General features: G+C 53.8%; 23 protein-coding genes. 11 read left to right on the top strand and 12 right to left on the bottom strand.

From position 1 onward, the window contains the following. Nucleotides 1–40: 40 nt before the first annotated feature. Together J7395_RS14820 and J7395_RS14815 are read right to left on the bottom strand one after the other, a co-directional pair. Nucleotides 41–1141: an enoyl-CoA hydratase/isomerase family protein gene (locus J7395_RS14820; protein WP_209222037.1), complete on the bottom strand. Its 1101-nt coding sequence runs from the start codon at nt 1139–1141 to the stop codon at nt 41–43. Between the two features lie 3 nt (nt 1142–1144). After that, entirely contained in the window at nt 1145–2284 is a 1140-nt protein-coding gene (locus tag J7395_RS14815) for an isobutyryl-CoA dehydrogenase (RefSeq protein WP_209222035.1), read from the bottom strand. Between the two features lie 223 nt (nt 2285–2507). Between J7395_RS14815 and J7395_RS14810 the strand changes: the two genes are divergently transcribed. From J7395_RS14810 to hemB, 4 genes are all read left to right on the top strand, one after another. Then, nucleotides 2508–3797, top strand: a complete 1290-nt coding sequence (locus J7395_RS14810; protein WP_209222033.1) for a PLP-dependent transferase — start codon at nt 2508–2510, stop codon at nt 3795–3797. Between the two features lie 121 nt (nt 3798–3918). Beyond that, entirely contained in the window at nt 3919–4680 is a 762-nt protein-coding gene (locus J7395_RS14805) for a DeoR/GlpR family DNA-binding transcription regulator (protein WP_114120934.1), read from the top strand. 17 nt (nt 4681–4697) lie between these two features. Continuing rightward, on the top strand, nt 4698–5876 hold the full coding sequence (locus J7395_RS14800) for an MFS transporter (protein ID WP_209222031.1): 1179 nt from the start codon (nt 4698–4700) through the stop codon (nt 5874–5876). 79 nt (nt 5877–5955) lie between these two features. Continuing rightward, a complete protein-coding gene (hemB, locus tag J7395_RS14795) occupies nt 5956–6957 on the top strand; it encodes a porphobilinogen synthase (RefSeq protein WP_209222029.1) in 1002 nt (333 codons plus the stop codon). Nucleotides 6958–7936: 979 nt separating this feature from the next. On the opposite strand, the gene J7395_RS14790 is transcribed toward hemB, so the two are convergent. Beyond that, the gene (locus tag J7395_RS14790; protein WP_209222027.1) at nt 7937–8914 is read right to left on the bottom strand and encodes an HAD hydrolase-like protein; all 978 of its coding nucleotides are present in this window, start codon (nt 8912–8914) and stop codon (nt 7937–7939) included. Between the two features lie 485 nt (nt 8915–9399). On the opposite strand from J7395_RS14790, the gene J7395_RS14785 reads away from it, so the two are divergent. Next, nucleotides 9400–9558 carry a DUF1127 domain-containing protein gene (locus J7395_RS14785; protein WP_082242478.1) on the top strand — a complete coding sequence of 53 codons (159 nt, stop codon included), beginning with the start codon at nt 9400–9402 and terminating at the stop codon, nt 9556–9558. Between the two features lie 116 nt (nt 9559–9674). Here the strand turns inward: J7395_RS14785 and J7395_RS14780 are convergent, their stop codons facing one another. Together J7395_RS14780 and J7395_RS14775 are read right to left on the bottom strand one after the other, a co-directional pair. Further along, entirely contained in the window at nt 9675–11189 is a 1515-nt protein-coding gene (locus tag J7395_RS14780) for a malonyl-CoA synthase (protein ID WP_209222025.1), read from the bottom strand. 126 nt (nt 11190–11315) lie between these two features. Beyond that, nucleotides 11316–12482 (bottom strand): type III PLP-dependent enzyme, encoded by a 1167-nt coding sequence (locus J7395_RS14775; protein ID WP_209222023.1) that lies wholly within the window; start codon nt 12480–12482, stop codon nt 11316–11318. A gap of 232 nt (nt 12483–12714) precedes the next feature. Between J7395_RS14775 and J7395_RS14770 the strand changes: the two genes are divergently transcribed. Continuing rightward, nucleotides 12715–14202: an aldehyde dehydrogenase family protein gene (locus tag J7395_RS14770; RefSeq protein WP_209222020.1), complete on the top strand. Its 1488-nt coding sequence runs from the start codon at nt 12715–12717 to the stop codon at nt 14200–14202. Nucleotides 14203–14543: 341 nt separating this feature from the next. After that, on the top strand, nt 14544–15764 hold the full coding sequence (locus J7395_RS14765; RefSeq protein ID WP_197467430.1) for a threonine ammonia-lyase: 1221 nt from the start codon (nt 14544–14546) through the stop codon (nt 15762–15764). Nucleotides 15765–15802: 38 nt separating this feature from the next. Here J7395_RS14765 and J7395_RS14760 read toward each other — a convergent pair whose 3' ends face one another. Continuing rightward, entirely contained in the window at nt 15803–16285 is a 483-nt protein-coding gene (locus tag J7395_RS14760; protein ID WP_085643263.1) for a flavin reductase family protein, read from the bottom strand. Between the two features lie 251 nt (nt 16286–16536). Between J7395_RS14760 and motA the strand changes: the two genes are divergently transcribed. The 4 genes from motA (at nt 16537) to J7395_RS14740 (ending at nt 20529) form a co-directional block, all read left to right on the top strand. After that, a complete protein-coding gene (motA, locus tag J7395_RS14755) occupies nt 16537–17391 on the top strand; it encodes a flagellar motor stator protein MotA (protein ID WP_062948727.1) in 855 nt (284 codons plus the stop codon). A 50-nt stretch (nt 17392–17441) separates the two neighbouring features. Further along, the gene (locus J7395_RS14750; protein WP_209222019.1) at nt 17442–18416 is read left to right on the top strand and encodes a flagellar motor protein MotB; all 975 of its coding nucleotides are present in this window, start codon (nt 17442–17444) and stop codon (nt 18414–18416) included. A gap of 110 nt (nt 18417–18526) precedes the next feature. Further along, nucleotides 18527–19267 carry an arginyltransferase gene (locus J7395_RS14745; protein ID WP_209222017.1) on the top strand — a complete coding sequence of 247 codons (741 nt, stop codon included), beginning with the start codon at nt 18527–18529 and terminating at the stop codon, nt 19265–19267. A gap of 167 nt (nt 19268–19434) precedes the next feature. Beyond that, a complete protein-coding gene (locus tag J7395_RS14740) occupies nt 19435–20529 on the top strand; it encodes a TRAP transporter substrate-binding protein (RefSeq protein WP_062948722.1) in 1095 nt (364 codons plus the stop codon). Between the two features lie 128 nt (nt 20530–20657). On the opposite strand, the gene J7395_RS14735 is transcribed toward J7395_RS14740, so the two are convergent. The 6 genes from J7395_RS14735 to J7395_RS14710 form a co-directional block, all read right to left on the bottom strand. Then, a complete protein-coding gene (locus tag J7395_RS14735; protein WP_209222015.1) occupies nt 20658–22034 on the bottom strand; it encodes a TRAP transporter large permease subunit in 1377 nt (458 codons plus the stop codon). Then, nucleotides 22034–22579 (bottom strand): TRAP transporter small permease subunit, encoded by a 546-nt coding sequence (locus tag J7395_RS14730; protein WP_062948718.1) that lies wholly within the window; start codon nt 22577–22579, stop codon nt 22034–22036. Before J7395_RS14730 ends, J7395_RS14735 begins: the two co-directional genes overlap by 1 nt. Before the next feature lie 253 nt (nt 22580–22832). After that, nucleotides 22833–25076: a DNA topoisomerase IV subunit A gene (gene parC / locus J7395_RS14725; RefSeq protein WP_209222013.1), complete on the bottom strand. Its 2244-nt coding sequence runs from the start codon at nt 25074–25076 to the stop codon at nt 22833–22835. A 145-nt stretch (nt 25077–25221) separates the two neighbouring features. Then, nucleotides 25222–25971, bottom strand: a complete 750-nt coding sequence (recO, locus tag J7395_RS14720; protein ID WP_209222011.1) for a DNA repair protein RecO — start codon at nt 25969–25971, stop codon at nt 25222–25224. Nucleotides 25972–25980: 9 nt separating this feature from the next. Further along, a complete protein-coding gene (locus J7395_RS14715; RefSeq protein WP_209222009.1) occupies nt 25981–26148 on the bottom strand; it encodes a hypothetical protein in 168 nt (55 codons plus the stop codon). After that, nucleotides 26148–26378, bottom strand: a complete 231-nt coding sequence (locus tag J7395_RS14710; protein ID WP_247742192.1) for a hypothetical protein — start codon at nt 26376–26378, stop codon at nt 26148–26150. The genes J7395_RS14715 and J7395_RS14710 overlap by 1 nt, the downstream gene beginning before the upstream one ends.

The raw sequence follows: 26378 nt of genomic DNA, 5'->3' as shown, positions 1-26378 counted from the left end.
ATCGAGATTCTATTTTGATTTCTATCAGTTACAGAACCAGTCAGAACTGCAACTTCAACTCTTTATCTTCAGGTAAAAGGTCAAAATATGCCGCCACATCGCGCGGATCGACCTGACCAATATCGGCGTGTTGCCATTTCGGACTGTGATCCTTGTCAACAATCACCGCACGAACCCCTTCGAACAGATCGGGCATACGAACGGTGCGCTGTGACAAACGGAATTCCATCGCCAGATCCTGCTCCAGCGTCATGTCGCGTCCCTGACGGATCTGTTCGAACGTCACGCAAACAGCAATTGGCGATTTGCTTCGCAGTATTTTGGCCGTTTCTTTGGCAAAATCAGTCGAAGACGCATCAAGTGCGGCAAAAATATCTGCCACCGTATCGGCACCAAACAGCTTGTCGATCTCGGTGCGTAGGGTATTCAGAAGCCCCTCTTCACCTTTTACATGATGATCATCCAGAACTTTCTTCACCGCAACAAACGGATCATTCCCGCCTTCTATGGCCGACAGATCCGACTTCAGCGCGGTAATATTTTCGCTATTTACATTATGGGTTGCCAAGTCGGCATAAAGGCAATCTGCGGCCTTTATCCGGGCCCCCGTCAAACCAAGATAGAGGCCGATCTGCCCCGGGCAGCGGGACAGAAAATATCCGCCCCCGACATCGGGGAAAAACCCGATCCCGGTTTCCGGCATTGCGAACAATGTGCGTTCCGTCACCACCCGGAAATGCCCATGCACCGAAACCCCGACGCCCCCGCCCATCGTAATGCCATTCATCAAGGCAATATAAGGCTTGGGATATGTGGCAATGTAATTATTCAGGTAGTATTCCCGCCGATAGAAAGCATCAAGCAGCGCATCGTCATCACGTTTTCGCGCGTCATAAAGTCCGCGAATGTCGCCACCGGCACAAAAGGCCTTTTCACCTGCCCCTTCGATCACGATTGCAACAACCGTCGCATCGTTTTCCCATTCACGAAGTTTGGCTGTGATCGCATCAACCATCGGCAGATCAAGCGCATTCAATGCCTTGGGCCGGTTTAACAGGATATGACCGATGGCCCCGTCTTTCGAGAAAACAACGGATGCCTCATTGCCATGCGATGGACTTGTCGCGTTTTCGCTGCTCATAAATCAATCCTTTAACGCGGCACGTGAGATGATCAGGCGCATGATTTCGTTGGTGCCTTCCAGAATCTGGTGAACCCGAAGATCGCGCAGAAGTCTCTCAATCGGATATTCGCGGATATAGCCATATCCACCGTGAAGCTGCAGCGCTTCATTACAGACCCTGAACCCGATATCCGTTCCGAAACGTTTCGCCATTGCGCAAAACTGTGTTGCATCCGGTGCCTTGTTGTCCAGTTTCCAGGCTGCTTTGTGCAACATCAACCGGGCCGCCTCAAGCTCGGTCACCATGTCAGCATATTTGAACTGCAATGCCTGAAACTGATCGAGTGTCTTGCCAAACTGCTTGCGGACCCTCATGTGATCGCGCGCATGATCCATCGCGGCACGTGCGCCGCCAATAGAACAGGCCGAGATATTAAGCCGTCCGCCATCAAGCCCCATCATGGCGAATTTGAAGCCCTCGCCTTCGTCGCCCAACCGGTTTTCGACCGGAACTTTGCAGTTGCTGAAAATGACGGCGGATGTCGGCTGGCTGTTCCAGCCCATTTTTTCTTCCAGCTTGCCAAATGACAGGCCTTCGGCATCCTTCGGGATGATAAAGGTCGAAATGCCCTTCGGACTGTCATCACCGGTTCGCGCCATGACGATATAAACATCACTGCGCGATCCGCCCGAAATAAATGCCTTTTCGCCATTCAGGATATAGTGATCTCCTTCGCGAACAGCACGGGTGCGAAGTGCCCCTGCATCCGATCCTGCCCCCGGCTCTGTCAGGCAATAACTGGCGAAATGTTCCATGGTGACAAGTGTCGGAAGATATTTCTGGCGCTGATCTTCATTCCCGAAACGGTCAATCATCCAGCACGCCATGTTGTGGATCGAGATATAGGCTGCCGTTGACGGACATGCGCTTGCCAGTTCTTCGAAAATCACCGCGGCATCCAGGCGGCCAAGGCCCGACCCCCCGACATCTTCGCGCGTATATATGGCGGCAAAGCCAAGTTCAGCCGCCTTGCGAAGGGTTTCTTCGGGGAAAATGTGTTTTGCATCCCACTCGCCCGCATAGGGTGCCATTTCGTTTTGCGCGAAATCGCGGGCTGCCTGTGCAAATGCCTGCTGGTCTTCAGACAGGTTGAATTCCATTGGATCGCCGCCTCTGAATGTTTTGGTATTTTCCCTTTACGTAAACGTGAATTCGGTTCTTTGTCAATTCATTCGGTATAACAGTACCGAATTATGTGAATGTATTCTGATCGGGCTTTCTTATTCCGTCATTTGCGGATTTTTCATCCATCTTCTTGTCGCCATGGTGTGAATATGCGTTACTTCCGCGAAATCAATACAACCTATAATCAGGGGAAACGACATGACAGGATCATCCAAACCGGAAACCATCGTTTTACATGCAGGATATCGTGCTGACCCGGCCACCGGCTCGGTTGCGGTACCGTTATATCAAACGACCAGCTACCAGTTCCGCGATACACAACACGCAGCCGATCTCTTTGCCCTCAAGGAGCTTGGCAATATTTACACCCGCCTGATGAACCCGACCAATGATGTGCTGGAACAGCGCATTACAGCCCTTGAGGGCGGTGCCGCGGCGGTTGCCGTCGGCTCCGGTCAGGCGGCATCAACTTTTTCCGTGCTTAACATCGCCCAGGCTGGCGACAATATCGTCAGTTCGACGGATTTGTATGGCGGTACATGGAACCTGTTTGCCAATACGTTCAAACAGATGGGAATCGAAGTACGCTTTGCCGATCCATCCGACCCGGAAAACTTCCGACGCCTGACAGATGACAAAACGCGCGCCTATTACGCCGAAACCCTGCCGAATCCCAAGCTCCATGTTTTCCCCATCCGCGAGGTGGCCGATATTGGTGACGAGCTGGGTGTTCCGTTGATTATGGACAATACTGCCGCGCCGGTGCTGTGCCGCCCTATCGATCATGGTGCAACTATTGTCATGTATTCGACCACCAAATTTGTCGCTGGCCACGGTACGTCTGTCGGCGGGATTGTCGTCGATTCAGGCAAGTTTGACTGGGAAAAACATGCAAAACGCTTCCCGTTGCTGAACGAACCGGACCCCAGCTATCACGGTGCGGTCTGGACGCAGGCCGTCAAACCGATTGGCCCGGTAGCCTATGCGATCAAGCTGCGTTGCACATTGCTGCGTGATGTTGGTGCGGCCGCCTCGCCATTCAACTCGTTCCAGACCATTCAGGGCATGGAAACATTGCCGCTGCGTATGGAACGCCATTGCGAAAACAGCGCCAAGGTCGCCGATTTCCTGTCCGCACATCCAAAGGTCACCAAGGTGATCTATCCCGGCAAACAGGATGGTGAAAGCCGCCGCCGTGCCGATACCTATCTTAAGGGCGGATATGGATCGCTGATGGGGTTTGAGCTTGCGGGCGGCAAGGAAGCTGGCGAGAAATTCATCAACAGCCTTGGCCTGTTTTATCATGTCGCCAATATCGGCGACACCAGATCGCTTGCCATTCATCCGGCGACAACCACGCACAGCCAGCTTTCCGAACAGGATCGTATTTCATCTGGCGTGACGGACGGTTATGTCCGCCTGTCGATTGGCATCGAACATATCGATGACATTCTTGCCGATCTGAAACAGGCACTCGATAAAGCCTGAGCCATCACATCGTTGAATTTGAAACCGGTCCTGTTTACACGGGGCCGGTTTTTTTATTGACCATTTTTCCGATCAAAGGTAAACGCGCATTATCGGCAAAACAGGCAAAACAGGCAAATCGATGTCGAGTGTCAATTCGCGCCAGCGTGAAATCGAAAAACTGCTTCACAGCCAGGGCACAGTTCATATTCATGACCTGTCTGCTCTTTTTCATGCATCATTGGACACCATTCGACGCGACCTGCGCCAGATGGAAGATGCCGGAAGTCTCAGACGTATTCACGGGGGCGCTACGTTACCAAGTACTGCCCGCGAAGGGTTTCATGACCGGGCACAGGATTTAAAGCCGGAACGCTCCGAAATCGCGCGCAAGGTCGCCCATGACCTTGTTCCGGATCATGGCGTGGTCTTTTTTGATAGTGGTACAACCATCTATGAAGTCGCTAGGAACCTGAAACCGACATTTTCCGGCACCGTGATCACGGTCAATCCCCTGATTGCCGTTGAACTGGCCAATCATCCGAATGCGAATATCATCATGATTGGCGGGATGGTTCTGAAACGTGATCTGGCGATCTGCGGACCGACGGCCATTGATGAAATACGCAACTATAATGCCGATCTTGTACTGCTGGGCACCTGCGCCCTTCACCCTGAACTGGGTTTGACCACCAGCACAGCCGAAGAACGCGCCACCAAGGCGGCCATGCTGGCACAATCTGCCGAAGCGATTGCTGTCACGACTGCAGACAAACTCGAAACCAGCTTGCCATTCAGGGTCTGTGACCTTGATGCGATTTCGCATCTGGTCACGGGCAGGAAGCTGTCGAGCGGATATCTGAACAACTATACCGAACGCGGGATCAATGTGATCCTCGCCTGACGGAGGCCGAGCCCCAAATGCCTATCTCCAACCAGATTGCCCACAACCGGATCCGTGCCATTTTCTTTTTGCATGGTGCCGCCTTTTCAAGCTGGGTCCCGCATATTCCGCTGGTGCAGGAACGCCTTGGCTTTGGTCATGATGACCTTGGCGCCATCTTGCTGGCTGCCGCGGTTGGTGTGCTTGCCGTCATGCCAGTTGCCGGTCGGCTTTCGGACAAATTTGGCAGCGAACGCGTCGCACGCTATTCCGGGGTGGCTTATTTCATTGCCGTGGGCATTCCCGTCTTCATGCCAAGCTTCATGTCGATTGCGATTGCCATGTTCGCACTTGGCTTTTTTGGCGCGTTCCTTGATATATCGATGAATGCCAATGGCCTGAATGTTGAGCGGGCCAAAAAACGCAGCGTCATGTCCGGCCTGCACGGTTTCTGGAGCCTTGGAGGCTTTGCCGGTGCCGGAACGACTGCGGCCTGGTTTGCCCTGCCCTTGCCGGTTGAATGGCACCTTCCCGTCATGCTGACCCTATTTCTGATTTTGCATCTGATCCTTCAGCGTCAATTGCTGCCTGATGCAGCCGTTCCCCATCCCGCCCCAACGCATGAAGGATCATCTGCCAAACAGCGCGCGATGTTTCTGACCCTGCTGCCATTTGGGGCCTGTGCCTTCATCGGCCAGTTTGGCGAAGGCGTGATTACCGACTGGGCGACGGTTCTGATGAATACGGAACTCAATTCCGGTCCGACGATGGCCGCCGTGGGTTTTGCCTGCTATTCGGCGACCATGGCCATCACGCGCCTTTCGGGGGACTGGCTGGTTACGAAATTTGGCCGCCCGCAAATCCTGCTGTCCAGTTCGGCATGTGCGTCTTTTGGCCTGTTTGTTCTGGCACTTGCGCCACATTACGTCGTTGCCTGGGTCGGGTGTGCCATCGCCGGGATTGGGTTGGCTGTCATCCTGCCGCTTCTGATTTCTGCGGCGGCGGAGGCAAGTGGCAGAAGCGGCGGTGCCGTCGTTTCAACCATTGCGGCAACCGGTTACACCGCCCTGATGGCCGGGCCACCGGTTATTGGGGCGATTGGTCAACAGCTTGGACTGGTTACGGCTTTTGTCCTGACAGCAAGTTTTCTGGCCTTGATCATACCGGTTTATATGCTGACCATGCGTAAACGCCTTTATCGCGCCAGCAATAGTTGATCCGCCGTCAATTCTGTCCCATAAATTGTCACCTCATTTCTGAATTCAGAATGCCGCCCCACTGACAAGAGAACAGATCATGGCCAAAACAGTCACCTATGGCACTTTCCCGCGCACCCGCCTTCGCCGTACCCGCATGAGCGACTGGTCGCGTCGCATGGTGGCGGAAACCCGATTGACCGCACATGATCTGATCCTGCCGGTATTTGTGATTGACGGCAAAAATGAACGGACACCGATCCCGTCGATGCCCGGTGTCGAACGACAAAGCGTTGACGTGCTTGTTGAAACGGCAAAACATGCCGAAAAGCTTGGCATCCCTGCCCTTGCGCTTTTCCCGTATATTGATGCCAGCCTCAAAACCAAGGACGCGCGCGAAGCATATAATCCCGACAACGTGGTTTGCCGCGCGACAAAGGCGATCAAAGACGCCTGCCCCAATCTTGGTGTCATCACCGACGTTGCCCTTGATCCGTTCAATGCGGATGGTCAGGACGGGATCGTGATTAACGGTGAAATCCTTAATGACGAAACGACCGAGGCCCTTGTGCGCCAGGCACTGGTTCAGGCACAGGCCGGATGCGATGTCGTCGCCCCGTCCGACATGATGGATGGCCGTATCGGTGCCATTCGTGATGTTCTGGAATCCGAAGGGCTTAAAAAGGTCCAGATCATGGCCTATGCGGCAAAGTACGCATCGTCCTTCTATGGCCCGTTCCGCGATGCAATCGGATCGGCTTCGGCCCTAGGCAGGGCGGACAAGAAAACATACCAGCTTGACCCCGCCAATAGCAGCGAAGCGATGCGCGAAGTGGCCTATGATCTGGAAGAAGGCGCAGACTCCGTCATCGTGAAACCGGGCCTGCCATATCTTGATGTTCTGTATCGGGTGCGTGAAGAATTTGGCGTCCCTGTTTTCGCCTATCAGGTATCGGGTGAATACGCCATGCTGCGTGCTGCGGCCCAGAATGGCTGGCTTGATTACCTTGGCTGCGCCATTGAAACGCTGTCCTGTTTCAAGCGTGCCGGCGCGTCAGGAATTCTGACATACAGTGCAATTGACGTTGCCGAGGCCATTTAACAAGGGAACTTTTTTCCGCTTTTCCGCAAAAAGTTCTTGATTTGTTCTTTTTGTTGTGTCATAAAGATAAAGTCAACAGGACAAATGGGTCCGGAGACAAAACCCGCAAAGCGTGATTCGCTTTTGCGGGTTTTTTGCGTTTCGGGCGGCAAAGACAGGAATGGGATGATGATGGAGCAGCGATCTGATCGTCTGAAAGGACGGTGGCGGTATCGCCACAGGGGCAGGAAAAGTCATTACGGCGGCGGTGCGTCCGGGCCGTGAGGCAGCAGGAAATTTACGAAAACTATGGTTTATCATGACGGGAGAGATGTGCCCTTGGGGCAAGGGTGTTTGTTCGGGGCAGCGAGAGCCGGGCTGAGGTCAGCCCATCCCGCCGCGCCCCAACCGGTCGGTGAAGTCTGGCAATGCCGAGGATCAGCAGGCCCGAATTGCGTCTGCACTGGATCGGCTGGCTGAATTGGTTGGCTTGACGATGGGGCCGATGGATCATTCGGAGATGCCGAAAGGCTGGTCATCAATGGCGGGATTTGTGTCTGCCCTGCGACAACGCCTTCGTCCTTGGGGCGAGGTGCGCTTGCAGTGTCCATCGAGAGCCCGCGGCGTTTGTTCGGGGCAGCAGGGACTGGGGCGTGGTCGGTCTGGTGCAATCCAGTTCTGTCCAGCCCAGCCCCGTCCGGCCTACCCGGTCGGTGGCGTTTGGCGATGCAGAGGGCAGCAGGGTTCACGGGCTGGATTGGATTGGTGGCGGGGCCGATGGTTCGTTCGGACGTACCGAAAGGTCGGTCATCGATGGCGGCTTGTGGGATTGACTGGATTGGTTTGTCGGTTGATCAAAATCGTCATTCCGGGCGAAGCGAAGGGCAGACCCGGAATCCATGCCCTGTTGAAAGAGGCTGGATTCCCGCCGTTGCGGGAATGACGATCAGGTCGGAAGTGCCCTGTCAGCGGGCCTTTTTTTACCGGGGCGTTTTATCCATTATCGGGCGCAGCAGGCTTCGCTTTTGGCGCCTGACACGTCAATGCCATGACCAATCGCGCGCGCACAGAAATGCGGACGCAGACCCGACTTTTCAAACAGGCTTTCGATATCGTCCTGGCCGTCAAGGAACCCACCCTGATGCACCAGAAGTGTCTTGATGCCTGCCGCCAGTCCACCCAGCACATCGGTATGGATCGTATCACCCACCATCAGAACACGGTCCCGACTGATATCCGGGTGACGACGCAGGACTTCATCAAACACGTGGCCATAGGGTTTGCCAACGCAATCCGGTATTACGTTGCAACGATCCGCTGCCTTATGGGCGAAATATCCGGACTCAACTGACAGAAATGCCCCCATCGGTGCGCAGATATCGGGATTGCCGACCAGAATGGGGCGCGGATTGGCCGCAAGGCTTTCTTCCAGATGATTCTGCTGGATATCGGACCAGTTTTCAGAATCAATAAGAACAAAACCGTCAACCGCATCATAAAGCGCGCGATCCGCACCAAGCGGTTCCACCCTGCCCGGCAGGATATCAAATGGCCAGTGAACCGGTGCCATGGCTCCCCAATGGGACAGATCCCTGTAGGTTTCCATCATCGGGGCGACGAATTGCTGGCTGCTGATCAGGTTTGTCGTGTTGAAATCAAACCCGCGCCCACGATGCCGTGCGAGGATTGCCTCGGCTGAACTCGATGCATCATTGGTGACAACGGCAAGTTTCTTTCCCGATTTCTGAAGGGTTGCCACGGTTTCGACCGCGCCGGGAATGGCTTGCGGCCCGCTATTGAGCACACCGAAAGCATCAAACACGATCAGATCAAATTGATCCGCGATTTCCAGAAGGTTCCCGACATACTGCGTTTTCGCGGGAACAGATGCCGGATCAACCTGCGGCAAACGCGGAGCATATTGCAGATAAGCTGCAATTGCCTGCTCAAAGCTGAGCTTCGGGCGGTTGATACTCATCTGTCCGTGTCTCCTGTCCGATAGAAAGCCATCCATGGATTGGTCTGAAAACGTCAATCCGGATATGTTCATATGAAAATCGCGATTGCTGTTGTAGCGGTTCCGCCCTCAATTGGAAAGCGATTGGTAATTTAATTAGCTATGCGCTGAAAACATAGCAATAAACAACGAAGCAAATCTGTATTATGACGTTATTTAAGCGTTTTCGTTGCAAAAACATGACTTTCTGCGCTTTCCAGTCGCCAGCCATGCAAAAAACGCATTGGATTTCACAATCAACCGGGCGTAGTTTGCATTCACGAAATAAAAACGATGTATCGACTGGTTGATGCGAAAAAATGCAGATGATCATTCGGTACATATTAAGCAGACCGACACGTCAAACCAGTTAACTATTCCTTGATGGAATATCTTCGGTGAGCACATGCCGGTTATCTGAATGACAGCGCCAATTTGAAATTGGCCGGTTTGAAATAGGTGATGAAATGATCGTAACCAAGATTTTTGCTTTCCTGCGCGCCCTTCGTGTTCAGTACCAGACCCAGACTGCGCTCCGTAAACTTGATGCACGTGAGCTGGCAGATATCGGCCTGAACCGTGACATGATTGACGATGTCGCACATCGCGTTGCTTTCGGTCGCTAAGCCAGACCGTAGCCGTCCAAAGAAAAGCCCCGGCATTGATTGCCGGGGCTTTTCCTGTTTTCGGGATAATGTGCTGACGGGGCAAGCTGTCTCTCGCCCCGTTGTAGCGCCCCGTTCTAGTTGGCAAATACCGCGCTATAATCCTCTCGCAGGATATTCTTCTGTACTTTTCCCATCGCATTACGCGGAAGTTCGGACGCGAAGAAAACGCGCTTGGGCACTTTGAAATTGGCAAGCTGTCCCTTGATCGCATTCACCACATCGTCTTCGGACAGTTTATCGCTGCCCCGCACAATGACGGCGACAACCGCTTCGCCGAAATCCGGATGCGCGACACCGATCACGGCACTTTCGACAACACCATCCATCTTGTCGATGACCGTTTCGATTTCTTTGGGGTAAACATTAAACCCGCCGGAAATCACAAGATCCTTGGCGCGACCAACGATATGGACATATCCCTTGGCATCGATTTTCGCGATGTCACCGGTAATGAAGAACCCGTCTTCGCGGAATTCCTCGGCCGTCTTTTCCGGCATTTGCCAGTATCCGGCAAAAACGTTCGGCCCGCGTGCTTCCAGAACGCCGATCTCGTCGGTTCCAAGCACGTTACCCTTTTCATCACAGACCCGGACTTCCACATCCGGCAGGGCCGGACCGACCGTATGCACGATCCGCTCGCCATTTAACGGGTTGGACGTTGCCATTCCCATTTCAGTCATGCCGTAACGTTCCAGCAGCGCCTTGCCGGTCCGCTCCCTGAAGGCGACAAATGTTTCGGGCAACAGGGGTGCCGATCCTGAAATGAACAGCCGCATACCCGATGTCACATCGGAATTGAAATCGTCACCAGATAACAGCCGGACATAAAATGTCGGCACGCCCATCATGACAGTACTTCGCGGAAGCAGCGCCATGACCTGATCGCGATCAAACTTCGGCAGGAAGAACATTTTCGATCCCGACAGCATCACGCAATGACACGCAATGAAAAGCCCATGCGTATGGAAAATCGGAAGCGCGTGCAGAAGAACGTCGTCCGGGCCAAAGCCCCAAAGCTTTTCCAGGGTCGCGGCATTTGACCACAAATTGGTCTGGGTCATCATTGCGCCCTTTGGCTTGCCCGTCGTGCCAGAGGTATAAAGAATGGCGGCAAGTTCATCATCAGCACAGGCAACCGGATCAAATTCGGCGGGAAAATCCGCTGCCTGACTGATCAGCGTCCCCTCGCCCGATGTGCCAAGTGTCAAAACCTTTTCAACGCGCTGTGCGTTGGCAATTGCCGTTACCTCATCTTCGCGATGCGGCTGGCAGACAAAAATGACCGGTGCTGCGTTCCCCATGAAATAGGCAAGTTCGCCAGCCTGATACGCGGTATTCAGCGGCAGATAGACCAGACCTGCGCGGATACAGCCCAGATAAAGGAACAGGGCTTCGGGGGACTTATCGACCTGAACCGCGACGCGATCACCTTTTTTGGCACCAAGTGCGGTCAAAAGCCCGGCAATACGTGCGGACGCCGCATCGGCATCACCGTAACTGTATGTTGTGCCCTCTGCCGTTTCGATCAGGACCTTGGACAGATCGGATGGAAATCGGCTTTGTATGCGCATGAAAAGGCTGTTGGTCACGGCGTATCTTCCCTGTTTTCGGATCTTGTGCCGGGCATTCATGCTGCCCGGTGTTATAACGGGCAGCATAGTGCACACAAGAATATCCGCAAACAAGTACTGTTTTACCGCTATGGTCGGTTTTGGTTAGCCAACCTGCGGAAATTCACCATCAATAAACGGGAATGTTTCGCCAACCGTTACCAGCAATTCCGGGTAAAAACCGTTGAAATGGGTGGCGAGTGCGTTGCTGTAAGCACCGATATGCCCAAATTCGATCCAGTCCCCTTCGCGGATGTCGGCAGGCAGGGTTACCGTTGCCGGAAGCACATCCATATTGTCGCAGGTCGGGCCATAGATCGTGAAATCGAGGGTGTCGGTTTCGTTGAAGTCGCCGCCAATTCGCATCGGTCGCACCGGGAAACGCAACTGCCCGGTAACAGCTTCGGAAAGGCTGCCATACACACCGTCATTGATGAATAGCTGGTCTTCCTTGCGCAGATGTACCTGCGTGATCAGCGACACGCCACTCGACACCAGTGCCCGGCCCGGTTCGCACATGAAGGTGGTATCGGGCAGGCCAAGCCAGCGGATGCAGTCCTTGATTTCCTCCATGAAGACCTCAAGCCCCGGTGCGCGCTGGTTCATATATTGGCCGGGGAACCCGCCGCCAACATCGATATAACGAACTTTGACCCCGGAAAAGTCGACAACCTGCCGGATCAGTTCAACAGCAATGCGATACCCGTTCGGCGTCGTGCATTGCGAACCGACATGGAAACAAAGCCCGGCACTATAGCCGTATCCATCGACCTTTTTCAAAAGTTCCGATGCCGTCATCGGACGCGCACCGAATTTTGCCGAAAGGTTATAGGCCGCCCCTGCCGGCGGGGTTGCCAGGCGAACATGAATGACCAGATCGGTCTCGCCGTCGGTTTCGGCGCGGACTTTTTCAAGTTCATCCTCGGTATCGATCACGTAATGCTTCACGCCGAAAACACGGTGCGCACTGCGAATGGCATCCCGGCTTTTGACAGGGTGCATGAAATAGACGTTCATTCCCGGAAACTGGCGACGGACAAGGGCAATTTCCTCGGGCGATGCGGTATCGAAATGGCGAACACCGCCTTCATGCAGGTAGCGCATGATTTCCGGATGCGGATTGCACTTGACCGCATAAAGGACATTGCCGGGAAACATATCGACAAACCGTTTGGCCGATTCACGCAGGATGTCGGGGCGCAGGCAATAAACCGGATAAGATGGCTTGAGTTCACGGACAACATCAAACGTCGTGTCAAAATGGCGCGGCATGGGTATCCCCTTGTCCTTACAGAATTGTAGCTGTGGTGCATTTCGAAACCGGCATGCGACCCGCTTTTAAATAACCCTATCAACCCTGCCCCTGACTGTCATGCCTAAGATGGTGAAATGACCTTGCCTTTCCGGTATCGGATCGATAAATTGGTAAAACAATACCGAATAACCACTTATTTCGCTGCACAGTCAGAAAACGGGCGCGCAGCTATATGACAGGGAGCCTGAAATGTCTATCGAACCCGTGCTTGATCCCCATAAACTGGTCAAGGAACTTGATCGTCGTCACCTGATCGACGGGGAACTTGTGCCTGCCAAAAATGGCAGAAATTTCGACGTCCTGAACCCGGCAACCGGCAAGGTCATTGCGCAGGCTGCCGAAGGTGATGCCGATGACGTCGATTTCGCGGTTTCGGTGGCAAAGAAGGCCCAGAAGGATTGGGCCAACCGCCCTGCCCGCGAACGCGGCAAATTGGTGGCCGAATGCGGACGTATCCTGACCCAGCATGTTGAAGAACTCGGCCGTCTGGTCGCCCTTGAATCAGGCAAGGCCTTGCGTACCGAGAGCCGCGTCGAGGCATCGGTTCTTGCTGACATGTTCACGTTCTTCGGCGGCCTTGCTTCGGAACTGAAGGGCGAAACCATACCGTTCAACCCGAACATGATGACCCTGACAACACGTGAACCGGTTGGCGTTGTCGGTGCGATCATTCCCTGGAACGTGCCGCTGCTCCTGATGGCGATCAAGGTTGCCCCGGCCTTGGTAGCGGGCAATACCGTTGTCGTTAAATCGGCTGAAGACACACCCTTTACCGTGCTTCGTGTCTGCCAGATCATGCAGCAGATTCTGCCAAAGGGCGTTTTGAATATCCTTTCCGGCTTTGGTCCCGGATGCGGCGGCCCGCTAGTTGCGCACAAGGATGTCAAAAAGGTTTCCTTCACCGGATCGGTCGAAACCGGTCGCACGGTCTACCGCGCGGCGGCCGAAAAACTGATCCCGGTTACACTGGAACTGGGCGGCAAATCCCCGATGATCGTGATGGGTGACGCCGATCTGGACAAGGCCATCGCAGGGGCCATTGGCGGCATGCGCTTTACCCGTCAGGGCCAGAGCTGCACGGCGTCGTCGCGCATTCTGGTTCATGAAAGCCTGCATGACGAGTTTGTCAGCCGCCTTCTGGCCAAGGTCAACACCCTTAAAATGGGTGATCCGCTGGACGAGGAAACCGATATCGGCACCATCATCAATCGCAAACAGCGCGACAAGGTGTGCGGTTATATCGAGATCGGCGAGGAAGAAGGTGCCACCAAAAATGAACTCAGCGCCCTTCCGACCGATCCGGCACTTGCCGATGGCATGTTCGTCCGTCCGGTCGTCTTTACCAATGTCAAACCCGATGCCCGGATTGCCCGCGAGGAAATCTTTGGCCCTGTTGCCTGCGTGTTCAGGTTCAAAACCTTTGACGAGGCGATCGAGCTTGCCAATGACAGCGACTTTGGCCTTGCCGCAACTGTCTGGACCAAGGACCTTAAAACCGCACTGACGGCAACCAAGCGGCTTGAAGCGGGCTTTGTTCAGGTCAACCAGAACCTTGTCGTGCAGCCAAACCTGTCATATGGCGGCGTCAAGCTTTCAGGTCTTGGCAAGGAAGCATCGCTTGAAAGCATGCTTGAACATTTCACGCACAAGAAAACCATCATCATGAACATGGAATAACCCTGCCTGCGTTCCCAAACCGGCCGGGTTGCAACATTTGCAACCCGGCTTTTTTGTTTGCAAACTTGACCTTGCGCGCCTAATCCGCAAAGCTGCGTCACGATTAACGATCCATAACCCGAAAGAACATGGCTATGTCTGCTTGCCTTGACATCCTCGCATCGCATCCCCGTCCGACGCTTCGTGCCGGTGCGATGGCCATGATTATCGGGATTTCCGCCCTGCGAATGTGATCCCTGTCATCCGCGGATGACAGGCTTGGTTAAACATCCGAATTTTGCCCACACATGATAAAATGCCAGCACATCACGTAAAGTGCGGCTGGCCGCAGGAGTATGGAAATGACCGTTTCCTATCACGACATCGTACGCGCATCCGGCTTGCTCGAAGGCATCGTCAGCAAAACGCCATTGGTGAAATCGCAAACACTTTCAAGAATTTGCGAGGCAGAAGTTCATCTGAAACTTGAAAACCTGCAATACACCGCTTCCTTCAAGGAACGCGGCGCCTATGTCAAACTTGCCAGCCTGACGCCTGAAGAACGCGCGAAAGGTGTGATTGCCGTATCGGCAGGCAACCATGCACAGGGGGTCGCCTATAACGCCAAACGCCTTGGCATCCCGGCAACCATTGTCATGCCGAAAAATACACCCTTTACCAAGGTGCATCACACCCGTTCACACGGGGCGGAAGTTGTCCTTAAAGGCAGTGTTTTTGCCGAAAGCCTTGAAGCCGCATCGAAAATTCAGGAAGAACGCGGCCTGACCTTTGTTCATCCGTTTGATGATCCGCATATCATTGCCGGTCAAGGCACTGTTGGACTTGAAATCCTCAATGATGGTGCGGACATCGACACCATTATCGTGCCAATCGGCGGCGGCGGCCTTGCGGCCGGTATTGTCACGGCCATCAAGGCCCGACGTCCTGATATCGAGGTGATCGGTGTCGAGACCAAGCTTTATCCTTCCATGTATGAAGGCATCAAAGGCCTGCCGCTTTCCGGGGGTGGTGTGACGATTGCCGAAGGCATTGCCGTCAAGCAGCCCGGCGGCCTTACCCTCGAAATCTGCAAGGAAAAGCTTGATGATGTGCTGCTGGTCGAGGAAAGCTCGATCGAGCGCGCCATTCAGATGCTGATCGAGATCGAGAAGACCGTTGTCGAAGGTGCCGGTGCGGCCCCTCTTGCGGCCCTGCTTGACCATCATGACCGTTTCAAGGGCAAGAAGGTCTGCATGATTGTCAGTGGCGGCAACATCGATACACGCCTTCTGGCGCAGGTTCTGATGCGCGGCATGGCGCGCGAAGGTCGCCTTGTCCGTGTGCGTATCGAAATCCCGGATGTGCCGGGCGCACTTGCAACCATCAGCGCGCTGATCGGTGACGCCGAAGCCAACATCATTGAAGTGTACCATCAGCGTCACTTCTATGATGTGCCGGCAAAGCAAACCGATGTCGACATGGTGCTCGAAGTCAGAGACACCACCCACGCGGAACAGGTCATCGAAAAACTGACGGGTGCCGGATTTGGCAGTCGCCTTCTGGGCAACACATCACTTGATTGAAAACATCGGGGCCAGCGACAGCGTCGTTGGCCCTTTGATCATTCCCCGAGGGAGTGGTAGCGGCCACCATAATAAAGAAGCGGATCGCCGGTATTCCCCATCGAAATATCCTGCACATGCCCGACAATTATGCTGTGATCCCCGCCATCGTGAATTGCATGTCGCTTGCAGGAAAATGTCGCAAGATTACCGATCAGCTTTGGCACACCATGACAATCATCTTCAAAAACAAGGTCTTCCCAGCGGTCCTGAACCGGTGATGAAAACAGATCAGACAGGTCGCGTTGATCCCGATTAAGGATATTGATGCAAAAACGGTCACATTCACCTGCAAACAATGAATGTGTGGCTGCGCGCTGATCTACCGAAAACAGGACCAGCGCCGGATCAAGTGACACCGACGCAAACGAATTGATCGTAATGCCTGCTTTTGCGCCATTGTTCGCCCGTGCCGTAACAACAGCAACACCGGTTGCAAATTGCCCCAGACAGTCCCGAAAATCGCGCGATGAAAATGACATATTGAAGAATGCTCTTGCTGATAAAACCTATTAGACATGACCTGCGTACAGGATCAGGGAAAATGGCGGGAAAAACTTGTGCTGTCAAACCCCACGCGACAGCGTTTTAAACGCTATATTAATAAGATTAAAAGTTAATATGGATCATATAGTTGCAGGTATCGTATCCCAAAATCAGCCAATGCGAATTTCGCCGAGCCGTTTCAGGATGAGTTACTTGTGAAAATTTATGGGGTAGCGGGGAATACATAATGTTTCTGATTATTGGTTACGTTATCGTAATCGGTGCCGTCCTGGGTGGTTATCTTCCGCATGGTGAGTTTGGCGTACTTGTTCAGCCGCTTGAGGTTCTGATCATTTTCGGCGCGGCTTTCGGTACGTTTCTGATTGCCAACCCGCTAAGCATCCTTAAAAAATCCATCGCTTATACGATCCGGGCACTAAAAGGGCCGAAGAAAAAAGCGGCTTATCTTGAATTGCTGATTTGCCTTTATGCCGTATTCCGGCTTGCCAAATCGAAGGGCGACCTTGCCCTTGAAAGCCATGTCGAGAATCCCGAAAGTTCAAGCCTGTTTGGCAACTTTCCGGGCGTCATGCATGACCACCATGCCGTGGAATTCCTGTGCGATTATTTGCGCCTGTTAACGCTGGGAACAACCAACGCCTACGAGCTGGAAGCCGTTATTGATCAGGAACTCGAAGTTCATCATGAAGAAGAGCACATGGTTCCTGATGCCATCCAGACGGTAGGTGATGCCCTTCCCGGTCTCGGGATTGTTGCAGCCGTTCTTGGTGTGATCGTGACCATGGGCTCGGTCACCGAGCCCCCGGAAGTTCTGGGTGGCCTGATCGGTGCGGCACTTGTCGGGACCTTCCTTGGTATTTTGGCATCATATGGTTTCGTTGGCCCGACATCTGCCATCATCAAAAAGACACTTGATCAGGATGCAAAATTCTACAGTTGCATGAAAGCTGCCCTGATTGGTCATATGCAGGGATATGCCCCGCAGGTTTCGGTCGAGTTTGCCCGAAAAACGCTTCCTCATGACATTCGTCCCAGCTTCAAAGAGCTGGACGATGCCTTGCAGAATGCGCCAACGGCCTAATAAGAAAAACAATCTTCAAGCGTTATTGATAACCGGGATCCGCGCAAAGAATGCCTGATATCGTCATAAAGAAAGTCAAAAAAGGCGGACACGGCGGCCATCATGGCGGCTCGTGGAAAGTTGCCTATGCCGATTTTGTGACGGCAATGATGGCGTTCTTTTTATTGCTTTGGCTGCTTAGCAGCGCAACCGAGGAACAGCTTCAGGGTATCTCGAACTACTTCACCCCGGAAACCATTTCACAAAGCGAGTCCGGTTCCGGCGGGATTCTTGGCGGACAAAGCCTTGCCGAACAGGGATCTTTGCGCTCTGAAATGGGCGCGCCAACAGTAAGCATGGATATCCCGCCGGTAAAAACCCCGGAAGAAATCGCCGAACAACGCCTTGCCGAACAGGAAGACAAGGAATTCAAGGAAGCCGAAGAACAATTGCGCAAGGCAATTGAAAGCTCGCCCGATTTGCAGGAACTGGCAAAAAATATCCGGATCGAAGAAACCGACGAAGGACTTCGCATCCAGATTTTGGACGAAGACGGTACTGCAATGTTCCCAAGCGGCAGTGCTGTCATGGCCGAACATACCAAGCTTTTGCTTTCAAAGGTTGTCGAAGCAATCAAAGGCATGCCGCAGGATATTTCGATCGAAGGCCACACGGATGCTGTGCCCTTCACGACAGTCACCGGCTACAGCAACTGGGAACTGTCTTCGGATCGTGCATTGGCGACCCGTCGAGAACTCGAAACACAGGGCCTTGCAACGGGGCGCTTTGCCAAGGTTGCGGGCCTTGCCGATACCGACCCGCTGATCCCGGAAACACCGGAAAACGAACGCAACCGCCGTATCAGCATTACACTTCTTCGCGGAACCGGTGAACGCCCGGCGCTTGACGATCAGACGCCTGCTTCGGGCACATCAGGCTCCCCGTCCCCGGAAACCGGATCGGATGCGGAAAGTCCGACACCTCCGTCCGGGAATGGTTCGCCGACAAATCGCCGTCCGAGCTTCTCGGTGCCGACAAACCGTTAAAACTTTCTGGCGAATTCGAACAATCACCGGGTTCGCCCTTTAAACCGTCATGATTTATACCTAATCTCATATTATCAGAAGACCCTCTTGAACCCGGGCAAACGCGATAAATGACCGTCAATCAAAGACGACTGACCCAACATTACTTCATGACGGCTCCGATGCCCTGCCCGTATCTGGCTGGCCGGTTCGAGCGCAAGCTGGTCACAGAATTACGGGGGCCGGAAGCGAACAACATTCATGATCTGCTTTCACGGTCGGGGTTCCGTCGCAGTCATTCCATCGCCTATTTACCGGCCTGCAGCGAATGTGATGCGTGCGTTCCGGTGCGCGTACGTTCGGCCGACTTTTGCAAGACAAAATCATTCCGCCGGATTGTCGCAAAAAATAGCGACCTGACCCGCACGATTTTGCCGCCAGCCGCAACACAGGAACAGTTTCAGCTTTTCAGCGAATATCAGGATGCCCGCCATGGCAATGGCGACATGGCAAGAATGGATGCCCGCGACTACCGGGCAATGATCGAAGACAGCACCGTTGATACGTCAATTTTCGAATACAGACGCCCCGACCGCAGCCTGATTGCCGTTGCCCTGGTTGACAATCTTTCTGATGGGTTATCGGCTGTTTACAGCTTTTTTGATCCGCGCGAACAGCGCCGCGGGCTTGGAACCTTTATCATCCTTGATCTCATAAACGAGTGCCAGATTCTTGAATTGCCACATGTTTATCTGGGATACTGGATCGGGGAATGCCGCAAAATGTCCTACAAGATGCGCTTTCAGCCTCTTGAAGGTTTTCGCGGCGGGAAATGGGTGAAAATCCCTTCGTCGAACGTTTCAGATGACTGACATCTGCCGGTAAAATACCCGACCCGAAACACTTAGACTAAAGTAGTGCCTACCTACTCGATCCCCGGTTGCCACATTCTCCAGACGCATATAAGCTTTGCCCAAAGTCGCATGACGGCTTTGAGTAAAATAAATCATGAGCTTGCATCTTTGGGAGGCTGTAATCTATGAAACGTCGCCAATTTCTCTCCGGCGCCGCAGTAGCCGGTGCGACCGCAGCGGTCGCGTCTACCTTTGCCAAACCGGCTATCGCACAGGAAGTCCGTGAATGGCGTATGGTCACCACCTGGCCAAAAAACTTCCCGGGTCTGGGGACCGGGGCTAACCTTCTGGCTGAATACATCAACAAGGCATCAAACGGCCGCATGAATGTGACCGTTTTTGGCGCGGGCGAGATTGTTCCCGCTTTTGAGGCCATTGATGCCGTTGGTAACGGCACTGTCGAAATGGGCCATGGCGCGCCCTACTACTGGAAAGGTAAAGTTGACGCCACCCAGTATATTGCAGCCATGCCGTTTGGACTGAACGCCCAGGAACAGAATGCCTGGTTCCAGTGGGGTGGCGGTCAGGAACTTGCTGATAAAGTCTATTCCGAACTGAACTGCAAATTCTTCCCGTCGGGGAATACCGGCACCCAGATGGGCGGCTGGTTCAACAAGGAAATGAATACGATTGATGACTATAAAGGTCTGAAAATGCGTATTCCGGGCCTTGGTGGCGAAGTTGTCAAAGCTGCTGGTGGTAACGTTGTGAACCTTCCGGGTGGCGAAATTCCCCCGGCACTTCAGTCCGGTGCGATTGACGCGACCGAATGGGTCGGCCCGTATAACGACCTGGCATTTGGTCTCTATAAATCAGCCAAGTTCTACTACTATCCGGGCTGGCATGAACCAGCAACCGTTCTTGACAACTTCATCAACCTGGACGCTTGGAACAGCCTTCCGGATGACCTGAAGGCAATTGTCGAGCAGGCCAACCGTGCCGTGAACCAGATGGTTCTGTCGGAATTCACCGCACGCAACAATCAGGCACTCCAGACCCTGCGCGACAAGCATAATGTCGATGTTCGCCCGTTCTCGGACGACATTCTGACAAACCTTGGCGCATTGTCGGGCACGGTTCTGCGTGACCTCGTTGCTTCAAACCCGCTGTCGCAGGAAGTCTTTGAAAGCCTGATCGCGTTCCGTACCCAATCGATTGGCTGGTCGAAATTCTCGGAATCGGCTTTCGCCCAGGCACGTATTCTGCCATTCAAATACTAGGTTTTCAGCGATTGAAAGCACAAAGGGGTCGGCAAATGCCGACCCTTTTTTTTATCCGTATAACGGAAAAAACAGCAAAGAAAAGGCACCCGTAATGGGCGCCTTTTACCTTGTGACTTAAACGGTTGCTACTTGAACAACACGTCCGGCAACCAGGTTGCCAGGGCCGGAAATGCGGCCACAAGGCCAAGTCCAAGAACCTGGATCAGAACGAACGGGACAATCCCGCGATAGATGTCCCAGGTCTTGATCGCAGCCGGAGCCACCCCACGCAGATAGAACAGGGCAAACCCGAATGGCGGTGTCAGGAAGCTGGTCTGCAGGTTGATGGCAATCATCACGCCAAGCCAGACCGGATCGATATCCATCTTGAGCAGGATCGGGCCAACGATTGGCACAACCACAAACACGATTTCAATGAAATCGAGGAAGAATCCCATGACAAACATCAGCAGCATGACAACCAGCATGGCGCTGAAAACACCACCCGGAAGGTTATGCAGCAGTTCTTCGACAAGGTGATCCCCGCCAAGGCCACGGAAGACCAGCGAGAATACCGAAGCACCCAGCAGGATTACGAACACCATCGCGCTGATCTGGACGGTCTGGCGCGTCACGTGGCGCAGAACATCCCATGACAGGCGTTTGTAGAAAGCCGCAAGAATGACGGCACCAACGCCACCAAAGGCCGCAGATTCCGTCGGGGTTGCAATACCGGTAAGGATCGAGCCAAGCACGGCGACAATCAGCAATCCCGGGGGTATCAGCGCACGAAGAACTTCGCCCCAAAGACCTTCCGGACGTTTGTCGGTGACCAGCGGAGGCGCCGATTTCGGATCAATAAACGCCTGAATGATGATCCAGCAGATATAAAGCCCGACCAGAAGCATGCCGGGAATGAATGCACCGGCAAACAGGTCGATAACCGAAACCGGTTCCGGCGCCCAATTGCCCAGCGAACGTTGTGCTTCTGCGTAAGCGCCCTGCAGGATATCACCGAGCAAAACCAGCACGATCGACGGCGGTATGATCTGCCCCAATGTACCGGATGCACAGATTACCCCGGTCGAAAGACGCGGACTGTATCCGGCCTTTTGCATCGCCGGAAGGCTGAGAAGCCCCATCGTTACAACGGTTGCACCGACAATCCCGGTTGACGCCGCCAGCAGCATCCCCACCAGCACGACCGAAATGCCAAGCCCCGCCCGCATGGTGCCAAACAGAAGCCCCATGGTCGTCAGCAGCTTTTCTGCAATTCGGGCACGTTCAAGCATGACGCCCATGAAAACGAAAAGCGGGATCGCAACATAAAGCTCGTTGGTCATCACACCGAAATAGCGCGACGGCAAAGAGCCCAGAAGCGGCATGTCAAACACGCCCATCGAGTTGCCGATCAGCGCAAAGACAAGCCCCGTCCCCGCCAGGGAAAATGCGACCGGAAAACCGAGAAGAAGAACGCCGCAGGCTACTGCGAACATTACAAGGCTAAGAATTTCCCCCGACATCAAACGCCCTCGTGCTCTTCTTCTTTGATTTCAAATTCTTTATGTCCGGCCAGCACGAGAATGCTGCGCGCAGCAAGGGATAATCCCTGCAAAGCAATCAGGACGCAGAAAACGAGAATAACCGATTTATAAAGGAACAGCCCTGGCAGGCCGCCGGTTTCGTGCGATCCTTCAAGGCGATGCCAGCTGGTCATCACATAGGGGTAACTATAGATATACACCATGATGATCACCGGCAGCAGCAGCAGCAGGGAACCGAAAAGGTCAACCCAGGCCTTATAGCGTGCCGAAGCCGGCCGATAGAACACATCAACCCGGACGTGGCCACCATGCAGCAATGTATAACCGGCTCCCACCATGAAGACGATGCCGTGCAGCCACATATAGCTTTCCTGCATCGAAACCCAGCCAATGGAAAACCCGTAACGCAGTGTCGCGACCAGAAATGTGATCACCACCATCGGGATTATCAGCCAGGCCACGCCACGTCCGATCCAGTCATTCAGACCGTCGATAAAACGGACGAAACTCCCTAGAAAATTCACGTTTTCACTCCCACGCCCTTTTGGAAATCACAGGGATTTTGCGGGCTCCCTGCCAATCAGGTTGCGAAGTTACATATTTACGCCCCAAAACGCTATATATTTTGCCTGTTTGAGCGCCATTCCGGAATATGGAATAAAAACAAGCCACTTTTTCTGAGAACATAGCCAAACATGTGCCCGAAAACGAGAAAGGGATAAGGCCATCCCTGCCCTTATCCCTTTATTCTCTCGGCTATCAGATCAAGCGAATGTGTTACTCGAACTTGTTTGATCGCGGGAAACCGGTCGGCGGCATACGACCGGCACCGGCACGCTTGCCAATCCATTCGTCAAGTTCGGTAACCGTACGTGTGCGGCCTTCACTGCCACCCATTGTCCAGCTCAGACCTTCTTCAAGATTGAACAGAATAAGGTCTGCCAAGCCACCCTGACGATATTTCTGCAGGATGACCCCGCGCCCGCGGGTCATTTCTGGCACCTCGGCCACCGGATAGATCAGAAGCTTGCGGTTTTCGCCCAATACAGCGACATGATCCTGATCGACCGGCAGGCAGATTTTAGCCTCTTCATCCTTGCCAAGGTTCAAAATCTGCTTGCCGTTCTTGGTCTGGGCAACCACGTCGGCCTCTGCCACCTGGAAACCACGACCGGCCGAGCTTGCAACAAGCAGGTTCCGGCCAGGCTTATGGATGACCATTGCGACAATGTCATGTTCCTGCGGCAGATCAATTGTCAGCCGGATCGGCTCACCATGGCCACGCCCGCCCGGAAGCTTGTCACATGACATCGTGTAACAACGGCCTTCGGTGCTCATGATCAGAAGCTTGTCAGTGGTGAAGGCTTTAAGGGCAAAGCGGCCCTCGTCACCATCCTTGAACTTCAGATCACTGGTATCGGCGGTATGCCCTTTAAGGGCTCTGATCCATCCCATTTTCGAACAGATCACCATGATCGGCTCACGTTCGATCAAGGCTTCAAGGGGGACTTCGATTTCTTCCGGCGCATCACCGATTTCGGTACGACGCTTGCCAAGGGCCGTCTTCTTGCCGAATTTCTCGCGCATTTCCTCGACTTCGTCGCGGATTTTTTCCCAACGCAGCGTTTCGCTGGCAAGAAGCGCTTCGAGGCCTTCTTTCTCTTCGGTCAGTTTGGCATGCTCGTTTTTGATTTCCATCTCTTCGAGCTTGCGCAACGACCGCAGACGCATATTAAGAATTGCATCCGCCTGAACTTCGGTGAGATTGAAGGTCGTCATCAAGGAAACCTTCGGCTCATCCTCGAACCGAATGATCCGGATCACCTCGTCCAGGTTCAGATAGGCAACAAGATAACCATCAAGAACTTCAAGGCGATGATTGATCTTGGCCAGTCGGTGGTTGGAACGACGGATAAGAACATCCTGCCGATGCGCCAGAAACGCACGCAGCACTTCGCGCAGGTTCATCACGCGCGGCGTATTGTCCCCGTCCAAAACGTTCATGTTCAGACCAAACCGGATTTCCAGTTCGGTATTCTTGAACAGCATCTCCATCAGATGTTCCGGCTCGACCGCACGGGTCCGCGGCTCAAACACCAGACGGATCAGGTCGGTCGACTCATCGCGCACATCAGCCAGAAGCGGAAGCTTTTTCAGGACCATAAGGTCTGCAATACGCTCGACCAGTTTGGCTTTCTGAACCTGATAGGGAATTTCCGTCACAACGACCTGGAACAGTCCGTGACTGAGTTTCTCGACTTCCCATTTGGCGCGCAGACGGAATGAACCGCGCCCGGTGGCATAGGCCTCAAGAATGTTTTCGCGCGGCTCGACCAGAACACCACCCGTCGGGAAATCCGGCCCCGGCACGCACCGCACCAGTTCCGCAATCGACGTATCGGGATTATCGATCAGCTTGATCAGACCTGCGCAAAGATCGCCAACATTGTGCGGCGGAATGTTGGTTGCCATACCAACCGCGATCCCGGCGGCACCATTGGCAAGCAGGTTCGGAAACGCTGCCGGCATGACAATCGGCTCGTGATCTTCGCCGTCATATGTCGGCCGGAAGTCAACCGCATCTTCATCAAGGCCGTTCATCAGCGCCGCGGCAACCGCGGTCATGCGGGCCTCGGTATAACGCATTGCCGCTGCGTTATCGCCGTCAATGTTGCCAAAGTTCCCCTGCCCGTCGACCAGCGGATAGCGAACGGCAAAATCCTGCGCCAAACGGACAAGCGCGTCATAGACCGACTGATCACCATGCGGGTGATATTTACCGATCACGTCACCGACAACACGGGCGCATTTCTTGAAACCCTGCGCCGGATCAAGCTTTAGCTGGCGCATGGCATAGAGCAGACGCCGATGCACGGGTTTCAGACCATCGCGCACATCGGGAAGAGAGCGCGACATGATCGTCGACATGGCATAAGCGAGATAACGTTCGCTCAACGCGTCCGCAAGGCGCGTTTCCCTGATTTGGCCGGCATTGGCCGGATCGGAAGTCTTGGTGCTCATGAACGATTTTTCTTGTTGTTTGGCAGGTTGCAATCAATTCGGCAATTCAGTCCGTTATCCGGCGCTCAATCACCATTTTGGCAACATACTACGGTGGGTATGGTTCTGGTCAACACAAGTCCGCATCAAAGTACGGTATTTATTTTTAATCCGTGTCTGCTGATCGCCAGATATGGCTTACCAATCTGTCGCGGGCTGCAACGGGCTTTACACCTTTTGCCTCGAAAATATCGCGATGAATGAAAAATCCGGTCAGTTTGATCCCCTGTCGGAATTGTTCATTCAACCCTTGTTCCCGGCTGCTTTGAGACGCCCGCCCACCGGCCAGAAACGCTGGTAATGGCAACAGACGGTCACGATAGGCCGTGCCTGCGGCCTCGGAAACGGCGCGGCCACTTTTGGGGGAAACAAAACACAGATCATCCGTGACATCGGTTGCCGCACAACGATCAAGGCTTAACCCATATCCAAGCTCGTCAAGCAAACCAACTTCCCACCGGATATAGGATGCCAGCCATTGCTCTGTCTTAAGGGCCGCAAGCAATGCGACCGTGCCGTGATATAATGCGGCATGTGCTTCGCGTTCAGGCAAAGTGACTTCAAGCATGGCACAGGCCGAACTCAACGCCATCAACGGCCCGGGAGAGAGCAGAAGATCGGCAACATGCGCGCCCGTCAATTCACAGCGAAACTGCCCCAGATGTTCAGCCAGTCTGGCCGACCATCCCACCCGGACCTCGTTCCCCGGCTCAAGCGTGCCGCGCATGGATTTGCTGGTCGCCCCGCGTACCATACCGGCATATCGGCCGTAGTCGCGCGTCAGAACCGAAAGACGTACCGAATTTTCGCCGAGCTTGCGTGTGGACAGGACGATTGCATCATCACGCCAATCCATCCTGCACCTCTAGAAAAAGCCGCGTGGCAGGATCAGACGGGTAACAAGAAAGAAAAGACCGGCAAGACTGGATGCAAGGCAGATCAACGCAACAACAAAAACAATACGTTTCAATGTGTTTCTGTTTTCAACTTCATCAATTGCATCATCAATCGGATCATTGTGGTGCCTGGTCATTACGACGGTCCATTTCCATTCAAACGCCAAAGCAATCCAAGAACGAATGTCGCAACAGCCGCCAGCAAAGCCAGAAGATTAACCGGGCGCGAAAGGAATGATTTCTCGCGCTCGATATGTTTGCCGTCGTGCCGATAACGGAATGGCCGGCGGGCAACACGCGCAACGATCATCGCGGCAACGGCGCCAACGACAATCAACACTATTCCCCAGATAGATCCGTTTTCCAT

The organism is Thalassospira sp. A3_1, assembly GCF_017744215.1.
Lineage (GTDB): Bacteria > Pseudomonadota > Alphaproteobacteria > Rhodospirillales > Thalassospiraceae > Thalassospira > Thalassospira lucentensis_A.
This window is presented reverse-complemented; position numbering and strand designations above follow the sequence as displayed.